Source organism: Campylobacter concisus (genome assembly GCF_003049065.1).
GTDB lineage: Bacteria > Campylobacterota > Campylobacteria > Campylobacterales > Campylobacteraceae > Campylobacter_A > Campylobacter_A concisus_BE.
Genome location: NZ_PISC01000003.1, coordinates 105,606 through 130,013 on the forward strand (window position 1 = coordinate 105,606; position 24,408 = coordinate 130,013).

Annotated in this window: 28 protein-coding genes; 7 read left to right on the forward strand and 21 right to left on the reverse strand. The window is 40.4% G+C overall.

The genetic code is table 11. The features are described from left to right. Nucleotides 1–5: 5 nt before the first annotated feature. The 8 genes from CVS81_RS03660 to CVS81_RS03695 all read right to left on the reverse strand — a co-directional run bounded on the left by CVS81_RS03660 (nucleotide 6) and on the right by CVS81_RS03695 (nucleotide 5,651). Entirely contained in the window at nucleotides 6–491 is a 486-nt protein-coding gene (locus CVS81_RS03660; protein ID WP_002941843.1) for a 3-isopropylmalate dehydratase small subunit, read from the reverse strand. A gap of 97 nt (nucleotides 492–588) precedes the next feature. Next, nucleotides 589–1,482 (reverse strand): DUF4299 family protein, encoded by an 894-nt coding sequence (locus CVS81_RS03665; protein ID WP_107965123.1) that lies wholly within the window; start codon nucleotides 1,480–1,482, stop codon nucleotides 589–591. Nucleotides 1,483–1,498: 16 nt separating this feature from the next. Further along, on the reverse strand, nucleotides 1,499–1,858 hold the full coding sequence (locus tag CVS81_RS03670; RefSeq protein ID WP_107965124.1) for a DsrE/DsrF/TusD sulfur relay family protein: 360 nt from the start codon (nucleotides 1,856–1,858) through the stop codon (nucleotides 1,499–1,501). Nucleotides 1,859–1,931: 73 nt separating this feature from the next. After that, the gene (locus tag CVS81_RS03675) at nucleotides 1,932–2,531 is read right to left on the reverse strand and encodes a LysE family translocator (RefSeq protein ID WP_107965125.1); all 600 of its coding nucleotides are present in this window, start codon (nucleotides 2,529–2,531) and stop codon (nucleotides 1,932–1,934) included. Between the two features lie 323 nt (nucleotides 2,532–2,854). After that, nucleotides 2,855–3,346, reverse strand: coding sequence for a DUF1877 family protein (locus tag CVS81_RS03680; protein ID WP_107965126.1), 492 nt, complete (start codon nucleotides 3,344–3,346; stop codon nucleotides 2,855–2,857). A 178-nt stretch (nucleotides 3,347–3,524) separates the two neighbouring features. Then, entirely contained in the window at nucleotides 3,525–4,571 is a 1,047-nt protein-coding gene (locus CVS81_RS03685; RefSeq protein ID WP_107965127.1) for a type II asparaginase, read from the reverse strand. An 85-nt stretch (nucleotides 4,572–4,656) separates the two neighbouring features. Beyond that, on the reverse strand, nucleotides 4,657–4,992 hold the full coding sequence (locus tag CVS81_RS03690) for a branched-chain amino acid transporter permease (RefSeq protein ID WP_107965128.1): 336 nt from the start codon (nucleotides 4,990–4,992) through the stop codon (nucleotides 4,657–4,659). Beyond that, complete coding sequence (locus CVS81_RS03695) at nucleotides 4,989–5,651, reverse strand: AzlC family ABC transporter permease (RefSeq protein ID WP_107965129.1); 663 nt, start codon at nucleotides 5,649–5,651, stop codon at nucleotides 4,989–4,991. The genes CVS81_RS03690 and CVS81_RS03695 overlap by 4 nt, the downstream gene beginning before the upstream one ends. Before the next feature lie 149 nt (nucleotides 5,652–5,800). On the opposite strand from CVS81_RS03695, the gene CVS81_RS03700 reads away from it, so the two are divergent. The 3 genes from CVS81_RS03700 (at nucleotide 5,801) to CVS81_RS03710 (ending at nucleotide 8,021) form a co-directional block, all read left to right on the forward strand. Then, nucleotides 5,801–6,760: an SEL1-like repeat protein gene (locus CVS81_RS03700; RefSeq protein ID WP_107965130.1), complete on the forward strand. Its 960-nt coding sequence runs from the start codon at nucleotides 5,801–5,803 to the stop codon at nucleotides 6,758–6,760. Between the two features lie 9 nt (nucleotides 6,761–6,769). Next, nucleotides 6,770–7,210: a sel1 repeat family protein gene (locus CVS81_RS03705; RefSeq protein WP_107965131.1), complete on the forward strand. Its 441-nt coding sequence runs from the start codon at nucleotides 6,770–6,772 to the stop codon at nucleotides 7,208–7,210. 67 nt (nucleotides 7,211–7,277) lie between these two features. Continuing rightward, a complete protein-coding gene (locus tag CVS81_RS03710; protein WP_103620490.1) occupies nucleotides 7,278–8,021 on the forward strand; it encodes a tetratricopeptide repeat protein in 744 nt (247 codons plus the stop codon). Nucleotides 8,022–8,142: 121 nt separating this feature from the next. On the opposite strand, the gene flgG is transcribed toward CVS81_RS03710, so the two are convergent. Continuing rightward, complete coding sequence (gene flgG, locus CVS81_RS03720) at nucleotides 8,143–8,931, reverse strand: flagellar basal-body rod protein FlgG (RefSeq protein ID WP_002942100.1); 789 nt, start codon at nucleotides 8,929–8,931, stop codon at nucleotides 8,143–8,145. A gap of 15 nt (nucleotides 8,932–8,946) precedes the next feature. Continuing rightward, nucleotides 8,947–9,756, reverse strand: coding sequence for a flagellar hook-basal body protein (locus CVS81_RS03725; RefSeq protein ID WP_103570058.1), 810 nt, complete (start codon nucleotides 9,754–9,756; stop codon nucleotides 8,947–8,949). Between the two features lie 150 nt (nucleotides 9,757–9,906). On the opposite strand from CVS81_RS03725, the gene rpoD reads away from it, so the two are divergent. Continuing rightward, nucleotides 9,907–11,760 (forward strand): RNA polymerase sigma factor RpoD, encoded by a 1,854-nt coding sequence (gene rpoD, locus CVS81_RS03730; protein ID WP_107805630.1) that lies wholly within the window; start codon nucleotides 9,907–9,909, stop codon nucleotides 11,758–11,760. Between the two features lie 459 nt (nucleotides 11,761–12,219). Here rpoD and CVS81_RS03735 read toward each other — a convergent pair whose 3' ends face one another. The 7 genes from CVS81_RS03735 to CVS81_RS03765 form a co-directional block, all read right to left on the reverse strand. Further along, a complete protein-coding gene (locus CVS81_RS03735; protein ID WP_199907145.1) occupies nucleotides 12,220–12,975 on the reverse strand; it encodes a flagellin in 756 nt (251 codons plus the stop codon). A gap of 138 nt (nucleotides 12,976–13,113) precedes the next feature. Continuing rightward, nucleotides 13,114–14,406 (reverse strand): histidinol dehydrogenase, encoded by a 1,293-nt coding sequence (gene hisD, locus CVS81_RS03740; RefSeq protein ID WP_107965133.1) that lies wholly within the window; start codon nucleotides 14,404–14,406, stop codon nucleotides 13,114–13,116. Continuing rightward, nucleotides 14,403–15,254 (reverse strand): pyridoxal-phosphate dependent enzyme, encoded by an 852-nt coding sequence (locus tag CVS81_RS03745; protein ID WP_107965134.1) that lies wholly within the window; start codon nucleotides 15,252–15,254, stop codon nucleotides 14,403–14,405. The genes hisD and CVS81_RS03745 overlap by 4 nt, the downstream gene beginning before the upstream one ends. Next, the gene (locus tag CVS81_RS03750) at nucleotides 15,247–16,338 is read right to left on the reverse strand and encodes an OmpA family protein (protein ID WP_107965135.1); all 1,092 of its coding nucleotides are present in this window, start codon (nucleotides 16,336–16,338) and stop codon (nucleotides 15,247–15,249) included. The genes CVS81_RS03745 and CVS81_RS03750 overlap by 8 nt, the downstream gene beginning before the upstream one ends. Further along, nucleotides 16,335–17,648 carry a MotA/TolQ/ExbB proton channel family protein gene (locus CVS81_RS03755; RefSeq protein WP_107965136.1) on the reverse strand — a complete coding sequence of 438 codons (1,314 nt, stop codon included), beginning with the start codon at nucleotides 17,646–17,648 and terminating at the stop codon, nucleotides 16,335–16,337. The genes CVS81_RS03750 and CVS81_RS03755 overlap by 4 nt, the downstream gene beginning before the upstream one ends. Nucleotides 17,649–17,652: 4 nt before the next feature. Beyond that, a complete protein-coding gene (fbaA, locus tag CVS81_RS03760) occupies nucleotides 17,653–18,717 on the reverse strand; it encodes a class II fructose-bisphosphate aldolase (protein WP_087582505.1) in 1,065 nt (354 codons plus the stop codon). Between the two features lie 15 nt (nucleotides 18,718–18,732). Next, complete coding sequence (locus CVS81_RS03765; protein WP_009294116.1) at nucleotides 18,733–19,551, reverse strand: peptidylprolyl isomerase; 819 nt, start codon at nucleotides 19,549–19,551, stop codon at nucleotides 18,733–18,735. A 94-nt stretch (nucleotides 19,552–19,645) separates the two neighbouring features. Between CVS81_RS03765 and nth the strand changes: the two genes are divergently transcribed. Then, nucleotides 19,646–20,278: an endonuclease III gene (gene nth, locus CVS81_RS03770; protein ID WP_107965137.1), complete on the forward strand. Its 633-nt coding sequence runs from the start codon at nucleotides 19,646–19,648 to the stop codon at nucleotides 20,276–20,278. A gap of 38 nt (nucleotides 20,279–20,316) precedes the next feature. Here the strand turns inward: nth and CVS81_RS03775 are convergent, their stop codons facing one another. The 4 genes from CVS81_RS03775 to CVS81_RS03790 are packed head-to-tail and all read right to left on the reverse strand — an operon-like array spanning nucleotide 20,317 to nucleotide 23,273. After that, nucleotides 20,317–21,606: a M28 family peptidase gene (locus CVS81_RS03775; RefSeq protein ID WP_107965138.1), complete on the reverse strand. Its 1,290-nt coding sequence runs from the start codon at nucleotides 21,604–21,606 to the stop codon at nucleotides 20,317–20,319. Nucleotides 21,607–21,623: 17 nt separating this feature from the next. Beyond that, a complete protein-coding gene (locus CVS81_RS03780; RefSeq protein WP_009294141.1) occupies nucleotides 21,624–21,881 on the reverse strand; it encodes a heavy-metal-associated domain-containing protein in 258 nt (85 codons plus the stop codon). Further along, entirely contained in the window at nucleotides 21,874–22,197 is a 324-nt protein-coding gene (locus tag CVS81_RS03785; protein ID WP_021092272.1) for a hypothetical protein, read from the reverse strand. The genes CVS81_RS03780 and CVS81_RS03785 overlap by 8 nt, the downstream gene beginning before the upstream one ends. Then, nucleotides 22,194–23,273 (reverse strand): transglutaminase-like domain-containing protein, encoded by a 1,080-nt coding sequence (locus CVS81_RS03790; protein WP_103557917.1) that lies wholly within the window; start codon nucleotides 23,271–23,273, stop codon nucleotides 22,194–22,196. The genes CVS81_RS03785 and CVS81_RS03790 overlap by 4 nt, the downstream gene beginning before the upstream one ends. Before the next feature lie 92 nt (nucleotides 23,274–23,365). Here CVS81_RS03790 and CVS81_RS09840 point away from each other — a divergent pair, with 92 nt between their 5' ends. After that, on the forward strand, nucleotides 23,366–23,533 hold the full coding sequence (locus CVS81_RS09840) for a hypothetical protein (protein WP_002942642.1): 168 nt from the start codon (nucleotides 23,366–23,368) through the stop codon (nucleotides 23,531–23,533). A gap of 1 nt (nucleotide 23,534) precedes the next feature. Then, nucleotides 23,535–24,404, forward strand: a complete 870-nt coding sequence (gene cmoB / locus CVS81_RS03795; RefSeq protein ID WP_234399519.1) for a tRNA 5-methoxyuridine(34)/uridine 5-oxyacetic acid(34) synthase CmoB — start codon at nucleotides 23,535–23,537, stop codon at nucleotides 24,402–24,404. The last annotated feature ends 4 nt before the right edge of the window (nucleotides 24,405–24,408 follow it).

Here is a 24,408-nt window from a genome sequence, read left to right on the forward strand (position 1 = left end):
GCTCCTTAGTTCATCTTCGCTTTTGCGTACTCGATAAGGCCGCCAGCGTTTAAAAGCTCTTGCATAAATGGCGGAATAGCGTTAAATTTATACTCTTTTTTTGTGCTTTCATTTACGATGACGCCGTTATCTACGTCGATCTTTAGCGTGTCGCCCTCGTTTATCTCGTCGGTTTCTTTTATCTCAAGTATCAAAAGCCCTGTGTTAAAGCTATTTCTGTAAAAAATCCTCGCAAAGCTCTTAGCCACAACAGCTGCTATGCCAGCCTCTTTTAGCGCTAATGGGGCGTGCTCTCTTGAGCTGCCGCAACCAAAATTTTCGCCAGCTACAATGATGTCACCTTTTGCTATTTTTGAGCTAAATTTAGGATCAGCGTCTTCCATGATGTGTTTTGCTAGCTCTTTTTCGTCTGAAGTGTTTAAATATCTTGCGGCGATGATGATGTCAGTGTCGATGTTATCGCCAAATTTCCAAACTTTGCCTTGTTTCATTTTTAACCTTTAGTTTTGTAAATTTGGGCTGATTTTAACCAAAAGAAGCTAAATAAATAATCAAAAAGCCAAATCAAGCGCTCCAAAAGCCCTAAATTTAAGCCTTTGCCCTTTGTAAAATCTCTTTCATCTCATCTTCACTAAGTGGCTCAACAAGCACGTTTGCAGCGTCAATGAAGTGGTATTTTTCTTTTGGCAAATTTGCCATAAAAGCTCCATATTCACACTCATCAAGCACGTGAGCGTCACTATCATCCACGCCCACAACTAGCGTAAGTACCCAGCGCGATACCTTGCGATCTCCAAGCGCCTCTTGTGCCTGCCACGACGGAGATGGAGCATAAGGCAAGATGGTCGGTAAATTTTCACTAAGCGTATATGTGCCAAAAATTTCGTTGCCGTCTTTGTCTTGATAGATGTGCTCTCTTGCGCTGTATGCGTCAAGATACTGCACCTGCCTCATCATCTCATCAAATTTAGCCGCAGGGCTGGCGCTAGCAAAAATTTCATCTACCATAACCGCGTCAAACGCCACGTCTCGCTCCACGCCAGAGATATAAAGCGTTTGATTTTTCTCTTTTATATCCTTTAACGCTTCAAGCCCCCACATGATGTCAGTCTCGTAGTCAAATTTTAAAATTTGCTCACTATCATAAATTTTTTCGTTGTCGCACTCTATTTTTGAGCCAATTTGAGCTGAGAGCTTTGAGAGTAGCTCAAGTGCGATCTGCCAGTCTCCAACGCCACTTGGAGTATAAACGCGCACGATATACTCGCCATCTTCGTAGTTTAGCTCAAAGCCACGAACGCTCTTTTGCCACACGCCTGCTATCATCACGTCAGCACCAAGCTCATTTGCGCTTGGCTCCTCTTGCTCGCTGTTAAAAAAGAAAAGCCCCTCAACAAGAGCTGAAATTTCACGCTCGCTTAGCGCCTTTGCATATCCGCCAAGTAGCTTCTTTTTATTTTTTACACTAAATGTCAAACTCATAAATTCTCCTTTTGCTCTAAAATGTCATCACCTGATCGCACTCTCTCACCCACTCGGACAAGATATCCATGCTGCCTTTCACCTCAGCCTCAAAATAAGGCTCTCCCACATGCAAACCGCACCTTGTTTGGCAGCTACCACAAACCTTAAGCATCGCACCGCCAGCGTAAAGCTCCTTTAGCATCTCCACTAGATCAACGTCGTAGTTTTCTGGCTTTTTGGTGCTATTTCGTGCAAGATCGACCGCGTCGTTCATGAGAAAGATCCTAACCTCTTCGCCCTTTTCTTTTAGCGCTCTAGCCAGCCTTAGTGCGTTGTAAGCGTTATCCGTGCCGTTATATGGCTGATTTGTAAGTATAAATAGAAATTTTTTCATCTCTTATCCTTTTGCTAAAAATGTAGTGCAAACTGGGCAAATTTTAGCCAAACTAGGTAAAAAGGGGATAAATTTATCTAAAAAGTAAGAGCACGCCAATCGTGCAGACGATGATGGCAGTGCAAATTTCAAGTAGTCTTAGGTGCGTTTGTAAAAATTTCTTTAGCATAGCGCCACCTAGTGCGTAGATATTTAGCGCTAAAAACTCGATGAAAACAAGCGTTACGGTGATCACGCACATGCGAGTGAGGCTAAATGGATCGTCTTTATCCAAAAATGTAGGCAGCAAGGCTGAGAAAAATATCCACGCCTTTGGGTTTGAGACGCTGACAATAAGGCCATTTATAAACATCTGCTTTTTGCTTGGCAAATTTGAGACGTTTGTGATGCTAAGCTCGCCCTTGCCAAAAAAGAGCATAGCCCCAAGATAGAGCATATAAAGGCCTGCGATGATATTTAGCACCTTAAATGCGTACTCAAAATGATGCAGTACCGCTCCCACGCCAAGCATACAGCTAAACGATACAAAAGCAATCGCTAAAAGCTGCCCAGCCATCACGAAAAACGAGTGTTTGTAGCCAAAGCTCATGCCAACGCTCATCGCATAAGTCATGTTGATGCCTGGCATCATCGAGATGGGCGCAAGGGTGATAAAAAATAGCAAGAAATTCATGAGATGCCTTGAAATTTTAATGAAATGCTAAATCAAAATCTATAAATTTATGATAAAAGAGTGCTTTATTAGCAAATTTAGACTGCTTTTGGACGTGAGAAATTTGGCTTTTGGCGCTAGGGATATAAATTTAATAAATTTAGTGCAAAAACAAAGGCGATTTTGTGTGTTTCGTAACCTAGAGCTTAAAAAGTGGTAAATTTACTTAGCCTGCTTTTGCTTACGACTAAATTTATCTTTTGCCACGTAGGCACTCTATAAATTTAATAGCCACAAAAACTGGCTAAATTTAGAGCAAAATAACTCACGCTTCATTTATAAATTTAGCCTATTACTATTATCACACCAAGCCCTTTGTCGGCGGCATTTTGATAAAATTTTAAAAGCCCAGTAAAGTGCTCTTTTAAACTCGCCTTTATATCTTCAAATTCGCTCTCGCTCCCAAAAATGTCAGGATAAGTGTTTGAGCTTGCAAATTCTTTTAAATTTATCTTTGCTAAAAGTGCGCTAATATCAACATTTTTCATCACCCTAGCCACCTCTTTTACATCTGTGGCGCTACTAAAAGAGATCATCTCGCTTAGCTCTTCGTTTAAGGCACTTCGCCCAAAAATTGCCCAGCTAAAAGGCTCATTTGAGCTAAAAATATCGCCAGCCTTAAGCCTCTGCTTGAAATTTGTGCCAGTTAGCATTTTACACATCGCATCCCACAAATTATTCAAGTCGTATTCGTCCAAAAGCTCTCCGCCGCCGCCATTTTTGATCTTTTCTATATCATCTTGCAAATAGGCGTAGTAATGCGCGCTGATACCCATTTTAGAGCCTTAAATTTAATGTGAATTTGAAAAAGAGAGGGCGGAGCTATAAATTTAATAGATCCGCCATGAGCGGATATCGTGAGATGATTTTAAATGTTACGCATAATTTTTCTACTAAATGAGAAAAATCAAAGCTCACTTAAAAGCACTCGCGATATCTCCGCTAAAATTAAGCTTAGTGAGTTAAGAAATACTCTTGAATTTTAGCTTTGTCGCTTGTTTTTGTAAGAGCAAGCATCAAAAGCACTCTGGCTTTTTGAGCGTTTAGGTTGTCGCATGTTAAAAAGCCGTATTTTGCGTCATCAACTTCGCCGTTCATAGTTGTCTCGCCGCTTCCCACGCGTGAGTCACGAACTACCACTACACCAGCTTTTGAAGCCTCGCCAAGAGCCTCTAGCACGCTAAAGTAAGGGTTGCCGTTGCCAAGACCAGCACTAACGATACCTTTTGCGCCGTTTTTAACAGCTATGTTTACAAAGTCAGGGTTGTCATTTGCGTGAGAGTAGATGATATCAACTCTTGGAAGCTCTTTTACGCCAGTTAGGTCAAAAGCTGAGCTTGCTGTGTGTTTTCTGATCGGATTCATATAGTATTTTACGTTGCCATAGAAGACAGTGCCTATTTTGCCGCTGTTTGGTGATTTAAATGTATCAACGCCTGTAGTGTTAGTCTTTGTCACCTCACGAGCCGCGTGAATTTCATCATTCATAACAACTACAACGCCCTTGCCTACGCTATCTTTGCTGATAGCAACGTTTACAGCGTTAAATAAATTTAGCGGGCCATCAGCACTTAGTGAGCCACTATTTCTCATCGCACCTACAAGCACAACTGGCTTGTCGCTTTTAACGACTAAATTTAAGAAGTAAGCTGTCTCCTCCATAGTGTCTGTGCCGTGAGTAACGACGATACCATCGGCTTTGCCGCTGTTTAGAAGTTCATTTATTCTATTTGCAAGCTTAAGCCAAACTTCGTTGTTCATATCTTGTGAGCCGATATTTGAAATTTGCTCGCCTTTTATGGTAGCGATCTTGTTGATATCTGGCACGGCTGCGATTAGTTTATCGACCGTAACAGTTCCAGAAGTATAGCTTGAATCAAGCGAGCCTGAGCCGCTTCCCGCTATCGTTCCACCAGTAGCTAGGATGTAGATGGTTGGCTTAGCAACCGCTAAAGTAGCACCTAAAATCATGAGTAACACCGCCTTAAAGATTAAACGCATTTTAGCTCCTTTGCATTAAAATTTGCTAGAGCATTATAACGTCATATATTTAAAAAATTTATTAATTTTTAAAATTTATATTTATTTAAAAAATTCTTATCAAAAGCATATAAATTCCAGTCGAAACGACTATGCTAAGAAGGGCATTTTTGAATTTCAAATGCACCAAAATAGCCGTAAAAACCGCCACTATCTCGCTTAAGCCGTATGGAAACTCGCTAAATTTCGTATCTTTTAGTCCGTAGCAGACCAAAACGACCATTATCATCATGCCCATGTGCTTCTCAATGGCATTTAAATAAGGATTTGACTTATAGTTTCTTAACGCATAAAACGGCGTCGCCCTCGTTATAAAAGTAGCCAAGGCACTTAAAAGCACCGCCACAAAAAGCACCATCTCACTTGAGCTTACACTTATCAAATTTTATCCTTAAACAAAAGCAAAAATACAAAACAAAGCGCCATCGAGCCAACAAGCACAAATTTAGCTGGAAAGAGGCTCACTCCAAGCACGCCAAAAAAGATCGCCGCAAAGAGCACGCGGTAGTTTTTATCATTTTTAAACATCTCGATGACGACCACTATAAAAAGCGAGGTCAAACTAAACTCAAGCCCCTTCGTATCGGCCTTGATAAAGTCACCAAGTATCGCACCAAGAAGCGTTCCAGCCGCCCAGTATAACCAAGATAAAAGATTTAGCCAGGTAAAGACAAAACTTCGATCACTTGCATCTTTTAGCCCTAAATTTTTAAATATCGCAAAGGTCTCATCCGTTAGCAAAGCGATGTTTAAGAGCTTAAATTTGATCCCGCTATACTCTTTTAAAAGTGAAATCCCATAAAAAGTGTGACGCAAATTTACAAGATAGCTCACGATAAAGACCTCAACGTAGCTCGTGCCAACGCTAAAGAGCGAGAGCATCATAAACTGCGCTGCTCCGCCGTATCCAAGCATGCTAAGCGCCATGGCGATAAATGCGCTCACTCCCATGCTCTTTGCCAGCACGCCAAAGGCGACACCAAGCGGAAAATAGCCCATAAAGATAGGAATGGATAGTTTAAAAACGTAGTTAAATGTCAAATTTTACCTTCATAAAAAGCCAAAATATTAACAAAAATTTAAAAATTTAAATTTAAAGAGGCGTTTTTGCTTTTATAAATTTAACTGCTTGCTCGCATTTTAAAACTAAATTTTATAAAATAACAACAAAATTTATAAAGAAAATTTCTATGAAAAAGATAATTTTACTAATATTTTTAACACTAAATTTAATAGCCTTAACAACAAATCCAAAGATAAAAATCCCTCAAGCAAATAGCTGTAATATCGAGGATAACTGCATTGATTTTAGCTGTAAATATAGCGACGATGAGTATAAAAGGCTATTTGGAATTTATAAAAGTGAGTGCGAGCTTAAAAATTTAGACGCATGCATCTATCTGGCTGAGTTTTACAAAAGCGGACTTGGCGTAAAAAAAGATGCGAAAAAATCAATAGAAATTCTTAACAAAGCTTGCGATGAGAGCAATAAATTTGCCTGCCACAACCTTGGTGTCGAGTATCAAGAGATGAAAGATCACAAAATGGCTTTAGATGCTTTTAAAAAGGGTTGCGATCTAGCTTTTATACAAAGCTGTTTTAACGTCGCAGTTTTATATAATAACGGCGGCGGCGTAAAAAGAGACTACAAAAAGGCTGCTAAAATTTACAAAAAAGTTTGCGAGCAAAATTTCTATGAAGGATGCTACAACCTAGCCGTTTTATACCACAACACCCCTGGCGTAAAGCGCGACTACAAAGAAGCGGTAAAGCTTTACAAAAAGGCTTGTGATAGCGACTTTAGTATCTCTTGCTACAACCTAGCGAGCTTATATCAAGATCAAAAAGAGTATGAAAAGGCTAACAAGCTCTATTTTAAAGCTTGCAAGCTTGACTTTGCCGATGCTTGCAATAACCTAGCCAGCCTTTATGACGACGCACTTGGCGTAGAAAAAGATGATGAAGTGGCGTTTAGATACTACAACAAAGCGTGCAGGCTAGATAGCGCAAGTGGGTGCAAACATCTTGCATACTTTTACTATCATGGCATAGGGACAAAAAAGGATAAAAATCTGGCAGAAAAATGGCTGAAAAAAGCTTGCAAACTAGGTCTTAAAGAGGCTTGCGAGATAGTTAGAGATTTTCACTAAAGAGCATTTATGAAAAATTTGATTTTGTTTTTATCCCTCATTGTGCTTTTAAATGCAGAAAATTTAGATGAGATGTGCCAAAGCAAGGGCGATATAAGAGCAAATTTAACGAGCTGTTACAAGGCCGCTGTAAAAATTTATAACTCATCAAGCGATGATAAAGATTTTAAAAAGCTAAAAGAGATATTTTTACTAGCTTGCGAAAATGATATAAAAGAGGGTTGTTACAGCGCTGCGCTCATCTATCTAAATGGCTACAACGACGTTGATAGCGAGCTTAATCAAACTATCATATTAAATAGATATGCCAGATTTTTAAACTATGCGCTTTTAGATAATGGCAAAAAAGAGGACAAAACGACTGCCAAAAGCTACTTTCAAAGATCATGCGAGCTAGGCTTTAAAAAGGGCTGTGATATGAGAAATTTATTAGATAAGCTTGGGTATTAAATTTGATATTTACTATAAATTTAAACCTTTTTATCTAAACTTATTTAAATTTTTAAAAAGGCAGGCAATGAAAAAGACTTTCTTATTTTTGACTTCTGCGGTGCTTTTGTGGGGCGCAAATTTAGAACATAAAGAGCTTGAGTCTAGGTGCGAAAACAAAGAGGCTAAAAGCTGCTTTGAGCTTGGAGGTAAATTTCAAGAGAGCAAAAACTACCAAAAAGCGGGCGAATTTTATAAAAAAGCTTGCGAGCTAAAACACGCAGGCGCTTGCAGTAGCGTAGGCGTGCTCTACGACATGGACTACATAAAAGATGTAAATAACAAAAATGCAGCCAAATTTTACCAAAAGGGCTGCGAGCTAGACGACGGCTTTGGCTGCGCAAGGCTTGGCTTTGTCTATACGCTAGATAAAAACTATCAAAAGTCAAAAGAGCTCTTTTTAAGAGCTTGCGGGCTAAAAGATGGCGACGGATACTACGGACTTGGGCTTTTATACTATGACGGAAATGGTGTAAAACAAGACGCCAAAAAGGCAAAAGAGCTCTTTGAAAAGAGTTGCGACCTAGGCCATGCTGCTGGCTGCAATAGCCTTGGCATGATGCTTCATAGCGAAAAATACGTAGAAAAAGATCAAAAAAGAGCTAGCAAACTCTTCACAAAAGCTTGCGAAATGGACTTTGGCGATGGTTGTCACAACCTTGGGGTTATCTATTTTGAAGCAAAAGGCGATAAAAATTTAGCCAAAAAGTACTTTGGCAAGTCCTGCGAGCTAGGTAACGACGAAGACTGCCAAATTTACAATGGCCTATAAATTTAATGCACCTGCCCTTTTGGACCCTTGCCCTTTGGGGTCTTATGTGAAAAGTAAAAAACATCAAGCGTAAAAGCAACGAGTATAAGTCCAACAATAGCCAAAGTCGCGTCCATATCACCTACCTTTTAAGTCCATTTACTATCTCTAACATCGAATCACTCGTAGTTATCGCCTTTGAGTTCGCCTCGTATGCGCGCTGACCAGTGATGAGATCAGTCATCTCTTCAACAAGCTGCACGTTACTCATCTCGACAAAGCCTTGTCTAATGGTGCCAAGTCCGTCAAGGCCTGCTACACCTACCACCACGTCGCCGCTAGCGCTTGTTTGAAGGTAGTTGTTATCGCCCATCGAGTGAAGACCGGCTGGGTTTATGAAATTTGCTAGCTCGATCTGACCTATCTGAGCCATGTCGGTTTCGCCAGCTTGAAGCACTGAGACGGTACCGTCTGTGCCTATTGAAATTTGCGTCGCATTTGCAGGGACAGTGATCTGAGGGATGAGCTGGTAGCCGTCGCTATTTACGATCGTGCCGTTTGCGTCAAGCTTAAATGCACCATTTCTAGTGTAAGCTGTCGTGCCATCAGGGAGTTGAATTTGAAAAAAACCGTTGCCAGCTATTACCATATCTAGGTTGTTGCTAGTCTCTTTAAAATAGCCCTGAGAGAAAATTTTATTTATCGCTGTTGGGCGCACACCAAGGCCTACTTCGATGCCTGTCGGGCTTGTGGTAGTTTGGCTAGTAGCCGTGCCTGCGTACTCCATGACTTGATACATAAGGTCAGCAAATTCAGCTCTATTTTTCTTATATCCATAGGTATTTACGTTTGCGATGTTGTGTGAGGTTACGTCTATCTGCGTCTGCTCGGCGATCATGCCAGTGGCCGCAGTGTAAAGTGATCTCATCATAGTTTTATCCTTTTATTAAGCTTTTAGGGCTAGTTTTTGAACAGCATCTTGGTTAAGGTCAGTCATGTGGCTTGTCATAACCTTTTGATACATATCAACTAAGCGCTGGGTTTCTATTAGACCCACCATTTCTAAGACTGGATTTACATTTGACATCTGAGCGTAGCCTTGCATCACGCTGTCAGCCTCGTCAAGCTCGGTTATGTCGTCAAAATTTCTACTCTCAAAGAGATTGTCGCCGACCTTTTTTAGATCCCTTATCTCTCTTGGCTGAGCGATGTAAAATTTAGAAAATTGATTGTTATTTGAGTATAAATTTCCATTTTTATCAACAGTTAGCACCTCGCCTTGTGGCACTTGGATGCCTCTTTGACCTGGATTTTGCGCTTCATAGCCACTTGGCAGCACCCTGTAACCCTCTTTTGTGACGATGTAGCCATCGCCATCAAGGCTAAAAGAGCCATTTTTGCTTAGTTTTACACCATTTGGAGTATCGACTAAGAAAAAAGCATCCTCTCTTTTTATCGCAAAGTCAAGCGTGTTTGAGCTGTATTTAAAGCCACCAGCGCTAAAGTCGGTGTATTCTTCACTCACTTGTGGCACACGATCAAGCGTTCTATTTAGAAATTTAGCTCCGTCTTTTGTGTGATTTTTAAGCGGAAGCTCATCTTGCGTCTCTTTAAAAATTCTCGCAAAGTCGCCGATAACTACGTCGTTTCGCTTGTAGCCGATCGTATTTACATTTGCAAGATTGTTTGAGATGACATTTAGTCTGTTAAACTGCGTTACCATGCCAGCAGTGGCTTGATAATAACCATTTTGCATAAATTTTCCTAATCAAAATTTGATTTTTTAGAATTACTAAGCAATCATCGTTCCAACTTTCTTTTTATACACTTTTAAAAAATTTTGGGTATAATCCACTTTCTTTTAACCAACACTTAAATCACAATGATACGATTTGAAAGGAAATTTATGAGCGCCGCAAAAGACTCTTTTTCTCAGATAGAAGAGCTTTTTGTTGAAAATGCAAAAGGCTTTTTGACATACGAAAAATTAGTAAAATTATTAGACAAAGCTCCGACGGCTACGGTAGTAAAAAAGATAGAACAACTAGCAAAAACAAACAAAGTCCAGCTCATCACATCTGCTGAGGCTGCAAAGCTTAGAAATTTAGCCGATGCTAAAAAACGTCAAGAAAACGCTCAAAAAAGCGACCAAGATATCGACGAAGACCTCGATCTTTCAGGCGAGAGCGACCTTTTAGAGTGGTCAAGATCAGATAGTCCAGTAAGGATGTATCTACGAGAGATGGGTCAGATCGCGCTTCTTACAAAAGAAGAAGAGGTGGAGATTAGCAAGAGGATCGAACTTGGCGAAGATATCATCATCGACGCATTTTGCTCGGTGCCGTTTTTGATCGATTTTATACTTGATTACAAAGAGCCGCTTATTAATAGAGAGCGCCGTGTAAAAGAGCTTTTTAAGAGCTTTGAGGACGAGAGCGAAAATGAAAATGAAGATGGCGAAGAAGATATAGACGAAGATGATGAGGAGAACGAAGAGAACGAAACTCCTAAAAAATCAGCCAAAAACGACAAGCGTGCAGAAAAAGTCATAGAAAGCTTCAAAGCCCTTGAAAAGGCTAAAAAAGAGTGGCTAAAGACTGCAAACAAGCAAGATAAAGTTGAAAGCGACGACACAGCTTCAAAAATGACGCTTGCGTTTAAAAAGAAAATTTTAAAAGAGAAGCTGATGGACCTTGGTCCAACAAGCAAGCTAATCAGCGAGATCGTAAAATCAATGGAGACAGCTCTTAAAAGCGACGATGAATTTGATAGAGAGCTAAAACGCTTGGAGTATCGCTTGCCGATGTTTAGTGACGAGCTAAAGAAAAATCACAAAAGCATCTTAAAAGATATCATCAAACTTAGCAAAGAAGAGATCGCTGCTCGCGTGCCAGAGGCTACGATGGTCTCAACCTACGTCGAGATCAAAAAGCTTTTTACGACAAAAGAGGCTAGCAAACAGGGCTTTGACCTTGAGCCAGCAAGACTAAAAGAGATTTTAGAGCAGATCAAACGTGGAAAGAAAATTTCAGATGAAGCAAAAGCTAGAATGGCCAAGTCAAACCTCCGTCTGGTCGTAAGTATCGCAAAACGCTATACAAACAGGGGCTTGCCATTTCTTGACCTCATCCAAGAGGGCAACATCGGTCTTATGAAGGCGGTTGATAAATTTGAATATAGAAAAGGCTATAAATTTTCAACCTACGCCACATGGTGGATCCGTCAGGCTATCTCGCGCGCGATTGCTGATCAGGCAAGGACGATTAGGATACCTATCCATATGATAGAGACGATCAATCGTATCAACAAAATCAACCGCAAATACCTCCAAGAAGAGGGAAAAGAGCCTGACGTAAGCGTCATCGCAAAAGAGGTTGGACTAAGCGTCGATAAAGTAAAACAGGTGATCAAGATCACAAAAGAGCCTATCAGCCTTGAAGCTCCTATCGCAAACGAAGAAGACGGCAAATTTGGAGATTTTGTTGAAGACAAAACCTCACTATCACCGATAGATCAAATTTTAAAAAGCGACCTTAGAGAGCAGATCGACGATGTGCTTTCACAGCTAAATGAGCGCGAAAAGGCGGTTATTTCGATGAGATTTGGTCTGCTTGAAGATGAGAGCGACCGCACGCTTGAAGAGATCGGAAAGGCGCTAAACGTCACTCGTGAACGCGTCCGCCAGATAGAAAGCTCAGCTATCAAGAAACTAAAACACCCAAAAGTTGGTAGAAAACTCAAAAACTACATCGAGGGCTAACAAGCCCTGCCCTTTTGGGTATCTGCACCTAAACTCTTTAAATTTATATCCTAGTCTATAATTAAATTATTCTTGCGACCAAAGCACCAAAAGAGATAAGTAAAAATTTAATGTTTTTGTATAGCTTTTTGCTCTACTTTGGTGTATATACTACTCTTGTTTAGACAGCTTTTCTTTTGGTAAATTATTAGCGTCTATACCCTTTAAAGGGCTTTCTCTTTGAAAAATTTACAGCATCTATACCCAAAAATTGTTTTAAACATTACATATGCCTCTTATCTTAAAGAATAATTAATCTAACCTTCGTTTTGAGGGCACACTTGCTATAAAAAAAGGTACATATGCTACAAAATTTCAACGAGAAATATCAAATTTTTGATTTAAACATATATTCTAAAATCAAAAAGTAAAGCATAAAAAATAAAAAGAGAGTTTTACCGGCACAAGACCGGTAAAAATTTATTCGCCTAGAAGTTTATCTAGTTTTGCAGCTAAACTCGTAGTGTCGTGAGCTTTAGCCAAAGAGGCAGCATGTAGCTTTAAATTTGCTTGTAAATTTTCTTCCAAGCTTTTTGCTATATCGCTACTATCAAGATTTTCTACGCTATTAGCGTTTGCTACGCTTCTAGCAGCTAGAGCATTCATGCCCTTAAATACAGCATTTTGTGTCGAGCCGATCTCTGAGCGAAGTGAATTTATGTTTTTCAAGATATCGCTAGAATTTGAGCCATCCTCTTTAACATTTAAAAGAGCATTTGTGCTTAAATTTATATTTTTTGTGCCCTCACCTGTGAAAAAGCCAAGCTCGGCGTCAAAAACGTTTTTACCGTTAAATTTAGCCTCTTTTACGCTGTCGCTCATCGCATTTTTAAGCGCATTTATCTCGCCTTTTATTCCCTTTTGCTCGTTCGCTGAAAGAGCTGGGTTTGAAAGCTTGCTTGATAGCTCGCCGATCTTGTCCGCACTCTCGCTTAAATTTAAAAGCGTTGAGTCGGCGATCTGAAGCATACCGATCATATCGTTTGCATTTGCCATGCCCTCATTTAGGACATTTGTTTGCGAAAGTAAGCTCTCTGCGATTTGCAAATTTGCACCTGATGCTTTGATCTCGCTATTTGCAGAGATGGCGTTTAGCGCCTTTTTCTCGCTATTTTTAGCTTGATCTAAATAATAGTTTCCTGAAGCCTGGTTTGCAGTATAAGTTCCTAACTTCATATCAACTCCTTTTTTAGTAGTTTCGTGATGGATTTTACTATAAATTTCATAAAAAGTTGCAAAAATATTTCTTAAAGCAAAAAATATTTTTAAAAAGATTTTAGAAAATTTTAAATTTTCTAAAATCAAATTTCGTTTTTAATCCTCTAACCTCACGGCGATTGATCTTTTATGAGCCGTTAGTCCTTCGGCTTCGGCTAGCTGCATGCATGGTTTGCCAAGGTGCATGATGCCTTTTCTGCTAACTGAGATAATAGAGCTTCGCTTCATGAAATTTTCAACTCCAAGCGGTGAGTAAAATCTCGCACTTCCGCCAGTTGGCAGGGTGTGATTTGGTCCAGCTAAATAATCGCCCATCGCTTCAGGCGTGAAGTGTCCAAAAAATATCGCTCCAGCGTGTTTCACCTCGTCCATATAGCTCAAAGCGTCGTTTATAGCGATCTCTAGGTGCTCCACAGCAAGCTCATTTATCAGTTTAAAGCACTCCTGCAAGTCTTTTGCTACGATGATAGCGGCTTTATTTCTCATGCTAGCACTAGCAATAGGTTCGCGTTTTAGAGTTTTTAGCTCGTCCTCCACGTGTCTTTGCACTGCCCTTGCAAAGGCCTCCACTGGCGTTATCAAAAAGGCACTTGCGATCTCGTCATGCTCGGCTTGTGAGAGTAGATCGATCGCTATGTGGCGAGGGTCTGCACTATCATCAGCTATCACGCCTATCTCGCTTGGACCTGCGATCATATCGATATTTACGTCACCATAAACTAGCTTTTTAGCAGTCGCTACGTAGATGTTGCCAGGTCCTGTGATGACATCGACCTTTGGCACGGTTGCTGTGCCGTACGCCATCGCTGCGATCGCGCTTGCACCGCCTATTTTAAAGGCTGTTTTGATGCCACATAGATGCATAGCTGCAAGAAGCAGAGGATTTACCTTTCCACCTGGTGCTGGGGTGCAAACTACGATCTCTTTTACGCCAGCCACAATTGCTGGGATAGCATTCATGAGAAGCGAGCTAGGATATGCAGCCTTGCCGCCTGGGATATAAAGGCCAGCGCGATCAACTGGGGTGTATTTTGCGCCAAGCAAGATGTCGTGTTCGTCCTTATAGGTCCAGTCGCTTGGTTTTGTGCGCTCATGATAGCTTTTTATCCTATCATGGGCTAAATTTAGAGCCACTCTTAGGGCGTTATCTAGCGAGTTGTATGCCGCTTCCATCTCTTTTACGTCGATTATTATGTCGTTTTTGCTTGTGACACTAAATTTATCAAATTTACTTATCTGGGCAAAAAGCGCGCTATCACCATCTTTTCTTATCTCGTCTATGATGCCTGTAACCACTGGCATCACGGCACTCATGTCATTGTCACTTCGCCTAACAAGCTGTGAAAATTTACTCTCAAAGTCAGCGTCGCTGCTGTGTAAAAACTTCATTTATGATCCTTTATTTTTAGTTTTCTCTCATATCTTTGCTTTTGTGTAATGTTACCTAAAATTCCGCCCTGGTGGATATATAAAATTTCGCTCCCAAGCTTGTCTAAATTTGCAAAAAGTGTCATAAAGCCCACTGGGTCGTAAATCAACTCAAACTCCACGCCACTTTTGCAAACCTCAAGCCAAATTTCATAAAGCTCAGGGTATAAATTTCCAAAATGATACTTCTTTGGCGGATTTAAAATTTGCACTTTGCTATCTTTATCTAGCTCGTAAATTTGCTTTTTTAGATAGTCACCATCCCCTACGCAAGGGGCTGTAAAGACCCTCAGATCGGTGTGCTTTGCTAGGTAGCATGCGCTTGTGCCAGTGCCTGAGGGCAAGAATATATCAGGCCTTATGCCACTTTTTTTACTCCACTCATTTATCTCGCGTGCCTGCGTTATAAAGCCAAGCTCGGCCTCACTTTGCGCCACGCCCTCGTTTATAAATAGCGCGTTTTGGCTCTTTGCTAGCTCTTTAGCAAATTTCTCACGCTCCTCTTTTACAAAAATTTCCATGCCATTTTCAAGTGCAAATTTGAAATTTCCAACCGGATCTTGCTCTAAATTTGAGCTAAGATGAGAGACGACGTAGTAAAATTTAAGCCCTTTTAGCTTGGCAAAAAGACTTAGGCTATACATAGCATTTGACTGGCTTGAGCCGTGAGATACGATGGCTTTGATACCGCTAAGATCGGCCTTTAGAAAATACTCTAGCTTTCTTGCTTTGTTGCCGTTAAACTCACCAAGCAGATCGTCCCTTAAAAGCCAAAACTCTCGCCCCCTAAGAACAACCTGCTCAATCACCCTTAAACTCCAAAAATTTCTCTATCTCGTTGATAGCCTCTTTGTTTGAGAGTGAAAATTTGATCTCTATACGCCTTGAAGCGTCCTTATCCTCGGCTCCATCTTTAAAAACTAGCTCGTTGTAGCTTCTGCCACTTGCGACAAGCAGCTTTCTAAGGCGTGCATCGTCGCTAAATGAGTTTATAAACTCCATCACCGCGTAGGCTCTTTTTTGCGAAAGCTCTAGGTTATAAATGTAGCTTCCATCGCTATCCGTAAAGCCCTCTATGACGATCTGATCGATGTTTGAGGCGATCTCTTTATCATTTAAAAGCACGTCAAAATACTTACTAAGCGTGGCCTTTAGCTCCTCTTTGACCTCTTCTTTTAAGACCGCGCTGCCCTTGTCAAAAAGCACTGATGAGCTAAGCTTTAGCGCGCCTGAGTTTGGGTCGATCTCGATGCTTGATCCTAGCCTATCTTTTAGGGCGCTGATCACTTTTACCCTTATGCCAGTTAGGTTTTTGACCCTGTCACGAGTGACGTTTAGATCCCTTAAAAGCTCGTCATATCTAGCCTCTTTTTTGCTTACTTGCTCGAGCAAAAAGGCGATCTTGGCTAAATTTTTCTCGCTACTTGCATTTGCGTCGCTAAGCGCTCTATCTTTTGATGAAATTTCATCATTTAGCACGATCATCTTTTGGTTTAGATCAAAAATGCTGGCATTTAGCTCTTTTATGCTCGCATTTGCGTCCTTGTTTTCTTCTATGAGCTGGGCTAGCTTTTCTTTTAGAGCGTCTATTTGGATGACAAAAATTTCATTTGATTTTTTTAAATTTATGTTTTCGTCGCTTATCTTTGAAAGCTCGCTTTTTAGGGCATCATTTAGCTCTTCGAGGGTAAAATTCTTGCCCTGAGCGTCTTTTAAATTTGCTAGTGCTGCGATGATAGCTTGCTCTTTATTTTCAAGGGTGTTTTGAGTTAGGACGTATTTTACGACGACAGCACCGATTAGCAGCATAAAAACAAAGAGCAGACCCGCCATCAAGTCCGCGTACGAAACCCAAAAGCTCGATTGATCTTCGTTATTTTTGTCTATTTTCATTGCACTAGATTTTCGATTTTTTCTATTACAGAATTTGCTTCTTTATCGATCTCGTCTATGTTCTTCTTAAGCTCAGCAATGAGGCTCTCGCGCTCTTTTTCGCGCTCCAAGCTCCTGCCCTCTTGCTCATACGCTGCCTTAAATATCGTAGCACTCTCCACGAGTGAAGCTCTAAATGCCTTTAATGCTTCGTTTTGCTCTTTCATCAAAGAGAGAGAAAATTCTTTTAAAATGGCATCAAAACTCTTAATAGTCTGCTCAAATTTAAGCTGGCTCTCTTTTGTGGCGTTTAAATTTCTACTAAAAATTTCGCCAAGCTTTGCATGCTCGGTTAAAATTTTAACCTCCATATCTTTAAAGGCATTAGAAAACGCGCCAACTGCCTTTAATATATCGGAGTGGATTTTTACAAATTCATCTTGTTTTAACCCAGATTCATTTAGCATTTTTAAACTTGCGCTAAGCTCGGCTTTGCTTTGATTGATGATATTTTTCTCAACCTCGCAAAGCTCTTTTAGGCTGTTAAATTTCTCATTTACTTGCTCGTTTAAATTTCTTACAAATTTATCGTCAAGCACCATTTTAAAGGCGTCGTGACTATCTTTAAAGTAGCCTACACTTGCTTTCATGAAATTTGCATTTAGCTCATTTTCCTGCCAAAAAAACTCACGGCTTAGCTCTTTTTGCTCGCTATAAAATTTCTCAAATTTACTAATGCCGATCTTTTCAAAAAACATCCACCAAAGTGCTAAAAATATGCCGTAAATCGATACATAAAACGCTGTAGCTACGCCATTTAGCAGTATAGCGATCTCTTTTTCAAGTCCGTTTGCGGTGCTTGAGCTAAAGCTTGGCATAGAGATAGCGATACTGATAAATGTGCCCAAAATTCCAAGCATAGGAAAGACTGCTTGGCCGATGTTTGCTAGGTTGTCATTTCTAAAATTTCTTGTATAGCTCTCGAAAAAATCTTCAAATTTAGCGTTTGCCTTTTTGACGCCTGAAATTTCAAAAAGATGAGCAATGATAAATTCTTTTAGCCTTATCTTGTAGTCTTTGGCATTTGCTAAGAAATTTGAGTAAGCCACTAAGGCGCTGTGGCGTGAAAATATAAAAGCGACAAAGAGTATAATGCCCATCATCACGATGGTGTGAAGCTTCATCTGAAAATTTATAACGCCAAGATAGGCTAGTATCGCCAAGATATAGATAGCTAAAGGGATAAAGATAACTTTAAAAAAGACAAAGAAAGAGTGAGCTTGGCGCTCTTTTGGCACGCTTAGCTCACTAAAATCATTTTGATTTTGCATAGGATTAGTTCCTATTTAGGCAGTTTAAGTCGCTAAAAGCAATCTGAAGACGCTTAACCATGCTCTCCTCGCCACTTCTTAGCCATTTCCTTGGATCGTAGTATTTTTTATTTGGCTTATCATCGCCCTCTGGGTTGCCGATCTGCCCTTGCAAGTATGCTCTATTTTTGGCCTCATACTCACGCACGCCGTCCCAGAAAGCCCACTGCGTATCGGTGTCAATGTTCATCTTGATAACGCCGTAGCTCACAGCATTTTTGATATCTTTTAGCTCGCTGCCACTTCCGCCGTGAAATACAAAATTTACAGGCTTATCGCTTTTTGTGTTAAATTTCTTAGCAACATAGGCTTGTGAGTTTTTAAGAATTTCTGGTCTTAGCACGACATTACCCGGTTTATAAACGCCGTGAACGTTGCCAAAACTAGCTGCGATGCTAAATTTATCACTTATCTTGCTTAGTCTTTCATAAGCAAGCGCGACGTCCTCTGGCTGAGTGTAAAGAAGTGCGTTATCAACGCTTGTGTTATCTACGCCATCTTCTTCGCCACCAGTGACGCCTAGCTCGATCTCTAGGCTGATGCCAAGCTCGCTAAGCTCTTTTAGATACTTCTCGCACGTGCTTAAATTTTCGTTGATATTCTCTTCGCTAAGATCAAGCATGTGAGAGCTAAAAAGTGGCACGCCGTGAGTTTTTTTATACTCATGACTTGCTTTTACTAGCTCATCTATCCAAGGCAAAAGCTTTCTAGCGGCGTGGTCAGTGTGTAAAATGACTGGCACGCCATAAGCCTTGGCAAGCAGATGAACATGTTTTGCTCCAGCGATCGCACCAAGAACGGCTGCATTTTCGCAGGCTTTACCAGCGTAAAAACCTGCACCGCCATTACTAAACTGAACGATAACAGGCGAGTTAGCAACCTTTGCCGCTTCTAAAACAGCATTTACCGAGTCGCTGCCTACGACATTTACAGCAGGTATTGCAAAACCTTGCTCTTTGGCATAAGCATAAAGTTTTGTTACATCATCTCCGCTTAAAACACCAGGTTTTACGATATCTAAAACGCCCATTTTATCCTCCAAATTTTATTTGTATTCTATCTTTGCTTTTTGGCGTAGAGCTTCACTTTTTTGTCTAACAGCAGCTTGGAATTTCTCCATTTTTACAGCTTGCTCGATCTCTGGTTTTGCTTGTTCAAAGCTTACAGTGCCAGCAGCTTTGCCATCTTCTTTTAAGATAACATGGTAGCCAAACTGAGTTTTAACTGGCTTAGTTGAAACTGTGCCATTAGCCATTGAAAATGCTGCGTCTGCAAAAGGTTTTACCATTTGGCTTTGACCAAACCAGCCAAGCTCGCCACCGTGTGCTGCTGAGCCTTTGTCGATTGATTTTTGGCTTGCTAGCTCTGCAAATTTCTTAGTTAGAGCCTCGCCTTTTAAATTTTTAAGTTGAGCGATGATGTCATTTGCTGTTTTTTCATCTTCAACTAAGATATGTCTTGCTCTTGCTTGAGCTGGTTGGTTCATGCTAGCTTTGTTTTTGTTGTAAAAATCTCTTAAATCACTATCGCTTACTTTTATACCGTCAAATAATTTTCTCATATAAAGCTCAACTGCGATGCCTTCTTGTGCAGCTTTTACAGCCTTGATGTAATCAACATCTTTTTCAATGCCTGTCGCTTTTGCGTCTTTTAAAAGAAGTTTTCTGTTGATTAGATCGTCGATTATACGTTTTTTCTCATTTGGTTGAAGCTTGCTAGCGTCAAAACCTGGCATAGCTGCTGATAAAAGAGCTGAGATATCGCTATCGTTTATAGCATCGCCATCAACTGTTGCAACTACTGCTGCGTTTAGAGTGACAGCTGCAGCTAAACTTAAAACTGCTGGAAACAAAAATTTTTTCATATAAATCCTTTAAAAAATTGATTTTATGGGCAAAATTATATCAAATAATGCGGTAACTTTTCGTTTAACTTGTAATTTTAGGTAAAATAGCCAAATGAGAACAAAAAAAGATATTTTAGATATAAAAAAAAGGCTTTTAGAAGAGTTTAAAGACGCCAAAAGCGAGCTTAAATTTAGAAATTTATATGAACTTCTTGTCTGTGTCATGCTCTCAGCTCAATGCACCGACAAAAGGGTAAATTTGATCACGCCTGCCCTATTTGAGGCATATAAAGATGTTTTTGAGCTAGCTAGTGCAAATTTAGCCAGTCTAAAGCTCATGATAAACTCATGCAGCTTTTTTAACAATAAGGCCCTGAATTTGATCAAGATGGCAAACAGCGTGGTTGAGCTTTATAACGGAGAAATTCCGCTTGATGAAGAGAAGCTAAAAGCCCTTGCTGGAGTTGGGCAAAAGACCGCTCACGTCGTGCTTTTAGAGGCGACAAATGCAAACGTAATGGCTGTTGATACGCATGTTTTTAGAGTATCGCATAGACTTGGCTTAAGCAGCGCAAAGACGCCAGAAGCGACCGAAGAGGATCTAACTCTTGCCTTTAAAACTGAGCTTGGCAAGCTTCATCAAGCTATGGTGCTTTTTGGACGCTACACCTGCCAAGCTAAAAAGCCGCTTTGTTTTGAGTGTATCTTAAGTGATCTTTGTAAGAGCAAAGATAAGGTGATATAGATAAAATTTGCTAGAAATTTCTAGCAAATTTTAGTTTTTTATGAGTTATATTTTTTAACGATACCGCGAACTACTTTTTCTATAAAAAGAGTAGAAGCTACTTCGCAGTGCTCTCTTGTAGAGTGAGGTGAGTAGATATTTGGTCCAATAGAACATGCACTAAGACCTGCTTTTTTCTCCAAAAGCACTCCACACTCAAGTCCAGCATGCACAGCTGTTATCCTTGCATTTGGCTTATAAATTTTAAGCTCTTCTAAGATATCGTTTGCAAATTTATCATTTATTGGTTTCCAAGCTGGATTTCTATCTTTTGAAATGACGTTAAAGCCAACCGCTTTTGCAAGCTCTGAAATTTCAAATTCCATTCTATTTAGGCCGTCTTTGCTCATTGACCTTGCGAAAAACTCCACTTCAAGCGTGCCGTCGTCTTTGATCTTTGCAAGTGAGAGATTGACGCTATCTTGTGGTATGCCTAGCTCGCAGTTATAGGCTCTTACGCCTTGTGAAAATGAGTTAATTAAAGCTAAAATTTTCTCGCCGTTTTCTAAAATTTCATCCCCCGTGCCAAGCTTTTTCACGCTTAAATTCTCACACTCACTCTTTAGCTCTTTATCGCTTAAAACCAGTGCAGTTGCGCCGCTTGGGATAGAGTTGCTTCGCTCCCCACCTTCAAATTTAACAAGCTTACAGCCATTTTTAGTAACAAATGCCGCTAAAACCTTGATCGCATTTGGGATATTTTTATGTATCTCGTTGCCAGAGTGTCCGCCAGGAAGTCCGCTCACTTTTACCTCATAAAGCGTGCTCTCTTTTGTTTTTTTGCTATTAAGCGCTATAGTGGCAAATAAATTTATACCGCCAGCGCAGCCGATAGTTACGCGGTCGTCCTCTTCGCTGTCTAAATTTAAAAGCTTATCGGCTTTTAGATCGCCGCTAAAGCCAGCAGCTCCGACCATGCCGACCTCTTCGTTGTTTGTAAAGAGGCACTCAATGTCGTCAAATTCGCTTATCATCTGCATCATGATAGCCACGCCTATGCCGTTATCGGCACCTAAAGATGAGTTTTTAGCCCTCATGTAGCCATCATCGCCATAAACTATCTCGATCTTTGGCGCGTCACCCATGCAGACCATATCGTAGTGGCTTTGCAAACAAATTTTTGGCTTGCCTTTAAATGCATGAACGTTGCCAAAACTATCGACCACGACCTCACAGCCCTTATCTTTTGCATAGCTAGCCAGAAAATCACGCATCTTATCAGTCTCGTAACTGCAGTGCGGTATCGACGCAAGTGTCTCAAATTTCGTTAAAACTTCGCTCTTTGACATATTTGCCTCCTTTAAATTTATTTTATCTCGCCCTTATAGCCAGTCGCATCGACCGCCTTTAAAAGCTCCTTTTCATCGACCTTATCATCTGCTATGACGACAGCTTTTCGCTCTTTTAGCGATACATCTGCCTTTTTTACGCCCTCAACGCTAAGTGCAGCCTTTCTAACAATCGCGGTACAAAGCGGACAGTGCATGCTAGGCACTGAAATTTCTATCTTTTTATCAGCGTAGCTTGCAGCCACCAAAAGGGCTAAAACTAAAATTTTACGCATAAATTTCTCCTAAAAGCTCTGGGTATGTAAGGAGTAAAAGCAAAATCACTCCAAAAAGTATATATATAAGTATCCATTTTTTCTTTTTGTAGGCTAGGTTGCAGCTTTTTGGCTTGTAAAATAAAGCAATGCCAGAGATCACAAAGCAAATGACTGCCACGACGCTTAAAGGGACGCGGTACTCGTATAAATTTTGTGTCCAAGATAGAAATGAAAAAGATGTGCCAAAAAGCAGAAAAAGAAGTGCCGGCAAGCAGCACAAGGTAGCGCCGATAGCACTACCTATGGATGTTAGTATCAGCCAAAAGGCTCTCATTTTAGCTCTGTTGAGACGTAGTCGTAGCTAAATTCTTTTGGCGAATAGTAGTTTTGCGTGTTGCCATCGACTTCGGCGTATGGATAGCCAAAGTTGTTTAGCGGTGTTTGCTCTGGGGTTGGCTTTAAGATAAAGTCACGTCCGTAGTTAAAGCCTATCCAGCACATCTCCCAGTTGCCAAAGCAATAGTCTCTAACAGCTACGATCTTAGCGTCGTCGTTTGTAAGCTTTTCACCAAGTCTTACCTTTGTAACATCAGCTGGATCAACCGGTATCCAACCATAGCCTTTTAAGTAAAACTCAGCCCTGCAGTGCTGTCCGCCTGAAATTTTAGCCACGCCGTCTTTTGCGCTGCCCATTTGATCTGAAAATCTAGACTGACCAACCCTGATACCAAAAATTTCTCTTGCTGGGATGCCAACTGATCTGCAAAGTCCCACGAAAACTGAGTTTATATCGGTGCATTTGCCAACTAGTTTGCCACTTTCTAGTATGGCTTTAACGTCGCCTGTGCCACATCCAAGGATGCTGTTATCACGCTGCATAGTGTTTGCAACCCACGTATATATCGCTTTTGCGCGCTCCAAGTCGCCTTTAGTATTGCCGATAATCTCTAGCGCTTTTGCTCTTACGACGCCGTCAGTTGGGATGTGTGAAGTTGGTTTTAAAAACTCCAAAATCGCAGGATCGACCTTCTCATTTGGATCGTAATTTACCTTGCTAAAGTCGGTATTGCGCTCTGTTGTTTGAATTTTAAACTGGATATTTAAAATAGGTCTTTGCTCGTTTTCTTCAAATTCGCCATACATTGTTGGTATTAGCGTGTCTGAGATATAGACGTTTTTAGCTGTTGTGTTTATGACGTAGTCTTGGGTTAGTTGCTGATAAGTGGTGCTTAGTGGGAGCGGCAACCAAATTCTTGAGCTTTTGCCCTTTTCAAGAAGCTGGTGTTTAAAATTTACGTCGAAATTTCTAACCACTGGGTTTGCTGGCTCGTCGCTAGCTAGAGTGACACTTGGAAGCAGACTTGCTGCACCTAAAAAACTACTGAATTTAAAAAAATCTCTTCTTTGCATAAAATGCCTTTTTGCTTAATCTTAGCCAAACTTGGCTCTAAAACTGCCTGCTATTCTAGCATAAAATTTTTATTTATGATAAAATCCGCCACATGAAAAAGATTATATTTTTAGGCTTTATAGCGCTATTTTGCAATGGTTGTCTTTATATGAATGAGCGCGGAGTTTCGACGCAATATTATAATGATTGTAAAGAGTATTATGACGCGACTGGCACCTACCAAAAAGAGTGTCCGCACAACATCGTCGACTGGAAATAGCGTGGATCTTAGCAAATTTAACGAGCAGCAAAAGCAAATTTATAATAGGATAGAAAATTTAGCAAATTTTGATTGCGAATTTAGCCTTAGTGAGAGCGTAAATGTCAAATTTAAAGAGCTGAGCGCTGCAAGCAAAGATGAAATTTACAAACTCGCCCTTAGCCTAAAGCCTTGGCGAAAAGGGCCATTTTTACTTGATGATATATATATAGATAGCGAGTGGCAAAGTTTTATTAAATTTAATATCCTTGCTCCACATCTAAATTTGGCTGGCAAGTGCGTGGCTGACGTGGGCTGTAATAATGGATATTATATGTTTAAGATGCTTGAGTACGCCCCAAAAAGCATAACTGGCTTTGACCCTAGCGTGCATACATTTTTACAGTTTAAGTTTTTAAATAAATTTATCCGCTCAAATATCGCTTACGAGCTTCTTGGAGTAGAGAGCTTGCCAGAGTTTGGAGCGAAATTTGACACCATTTTTTGCCTTGGCGTGATATATCACAGAAGCGATCCTATAAAGATGCTAAAAGAGCTAAAAACCGCGCTAAATCCTGGTGGCGAGCTATTTTTAGACACGATGTATATAGATATGGATGGCGACTTTGCGCTAAGCCCAAAGGATAGGTACTCAAAAATTCCAAATATCTACTTTGTGCCAACGCTTAGCGCACTTTGCAACTGGTGCGAGAGGGCTAAATTTAAGGATTTTAGCTTGCTTGATACAAAGGCGACTGATCTAAACGAACAGCGAAAAACGCAGTGGATAGATGGCGAAAGTCTTTCAAATTTCTTAGACCCAGCCGATAATACAAAGACCATCGAGGGCTACCCAGCTCCAAAAAGAGCCTACGTGAGAGTTAAAATTTAAGGAT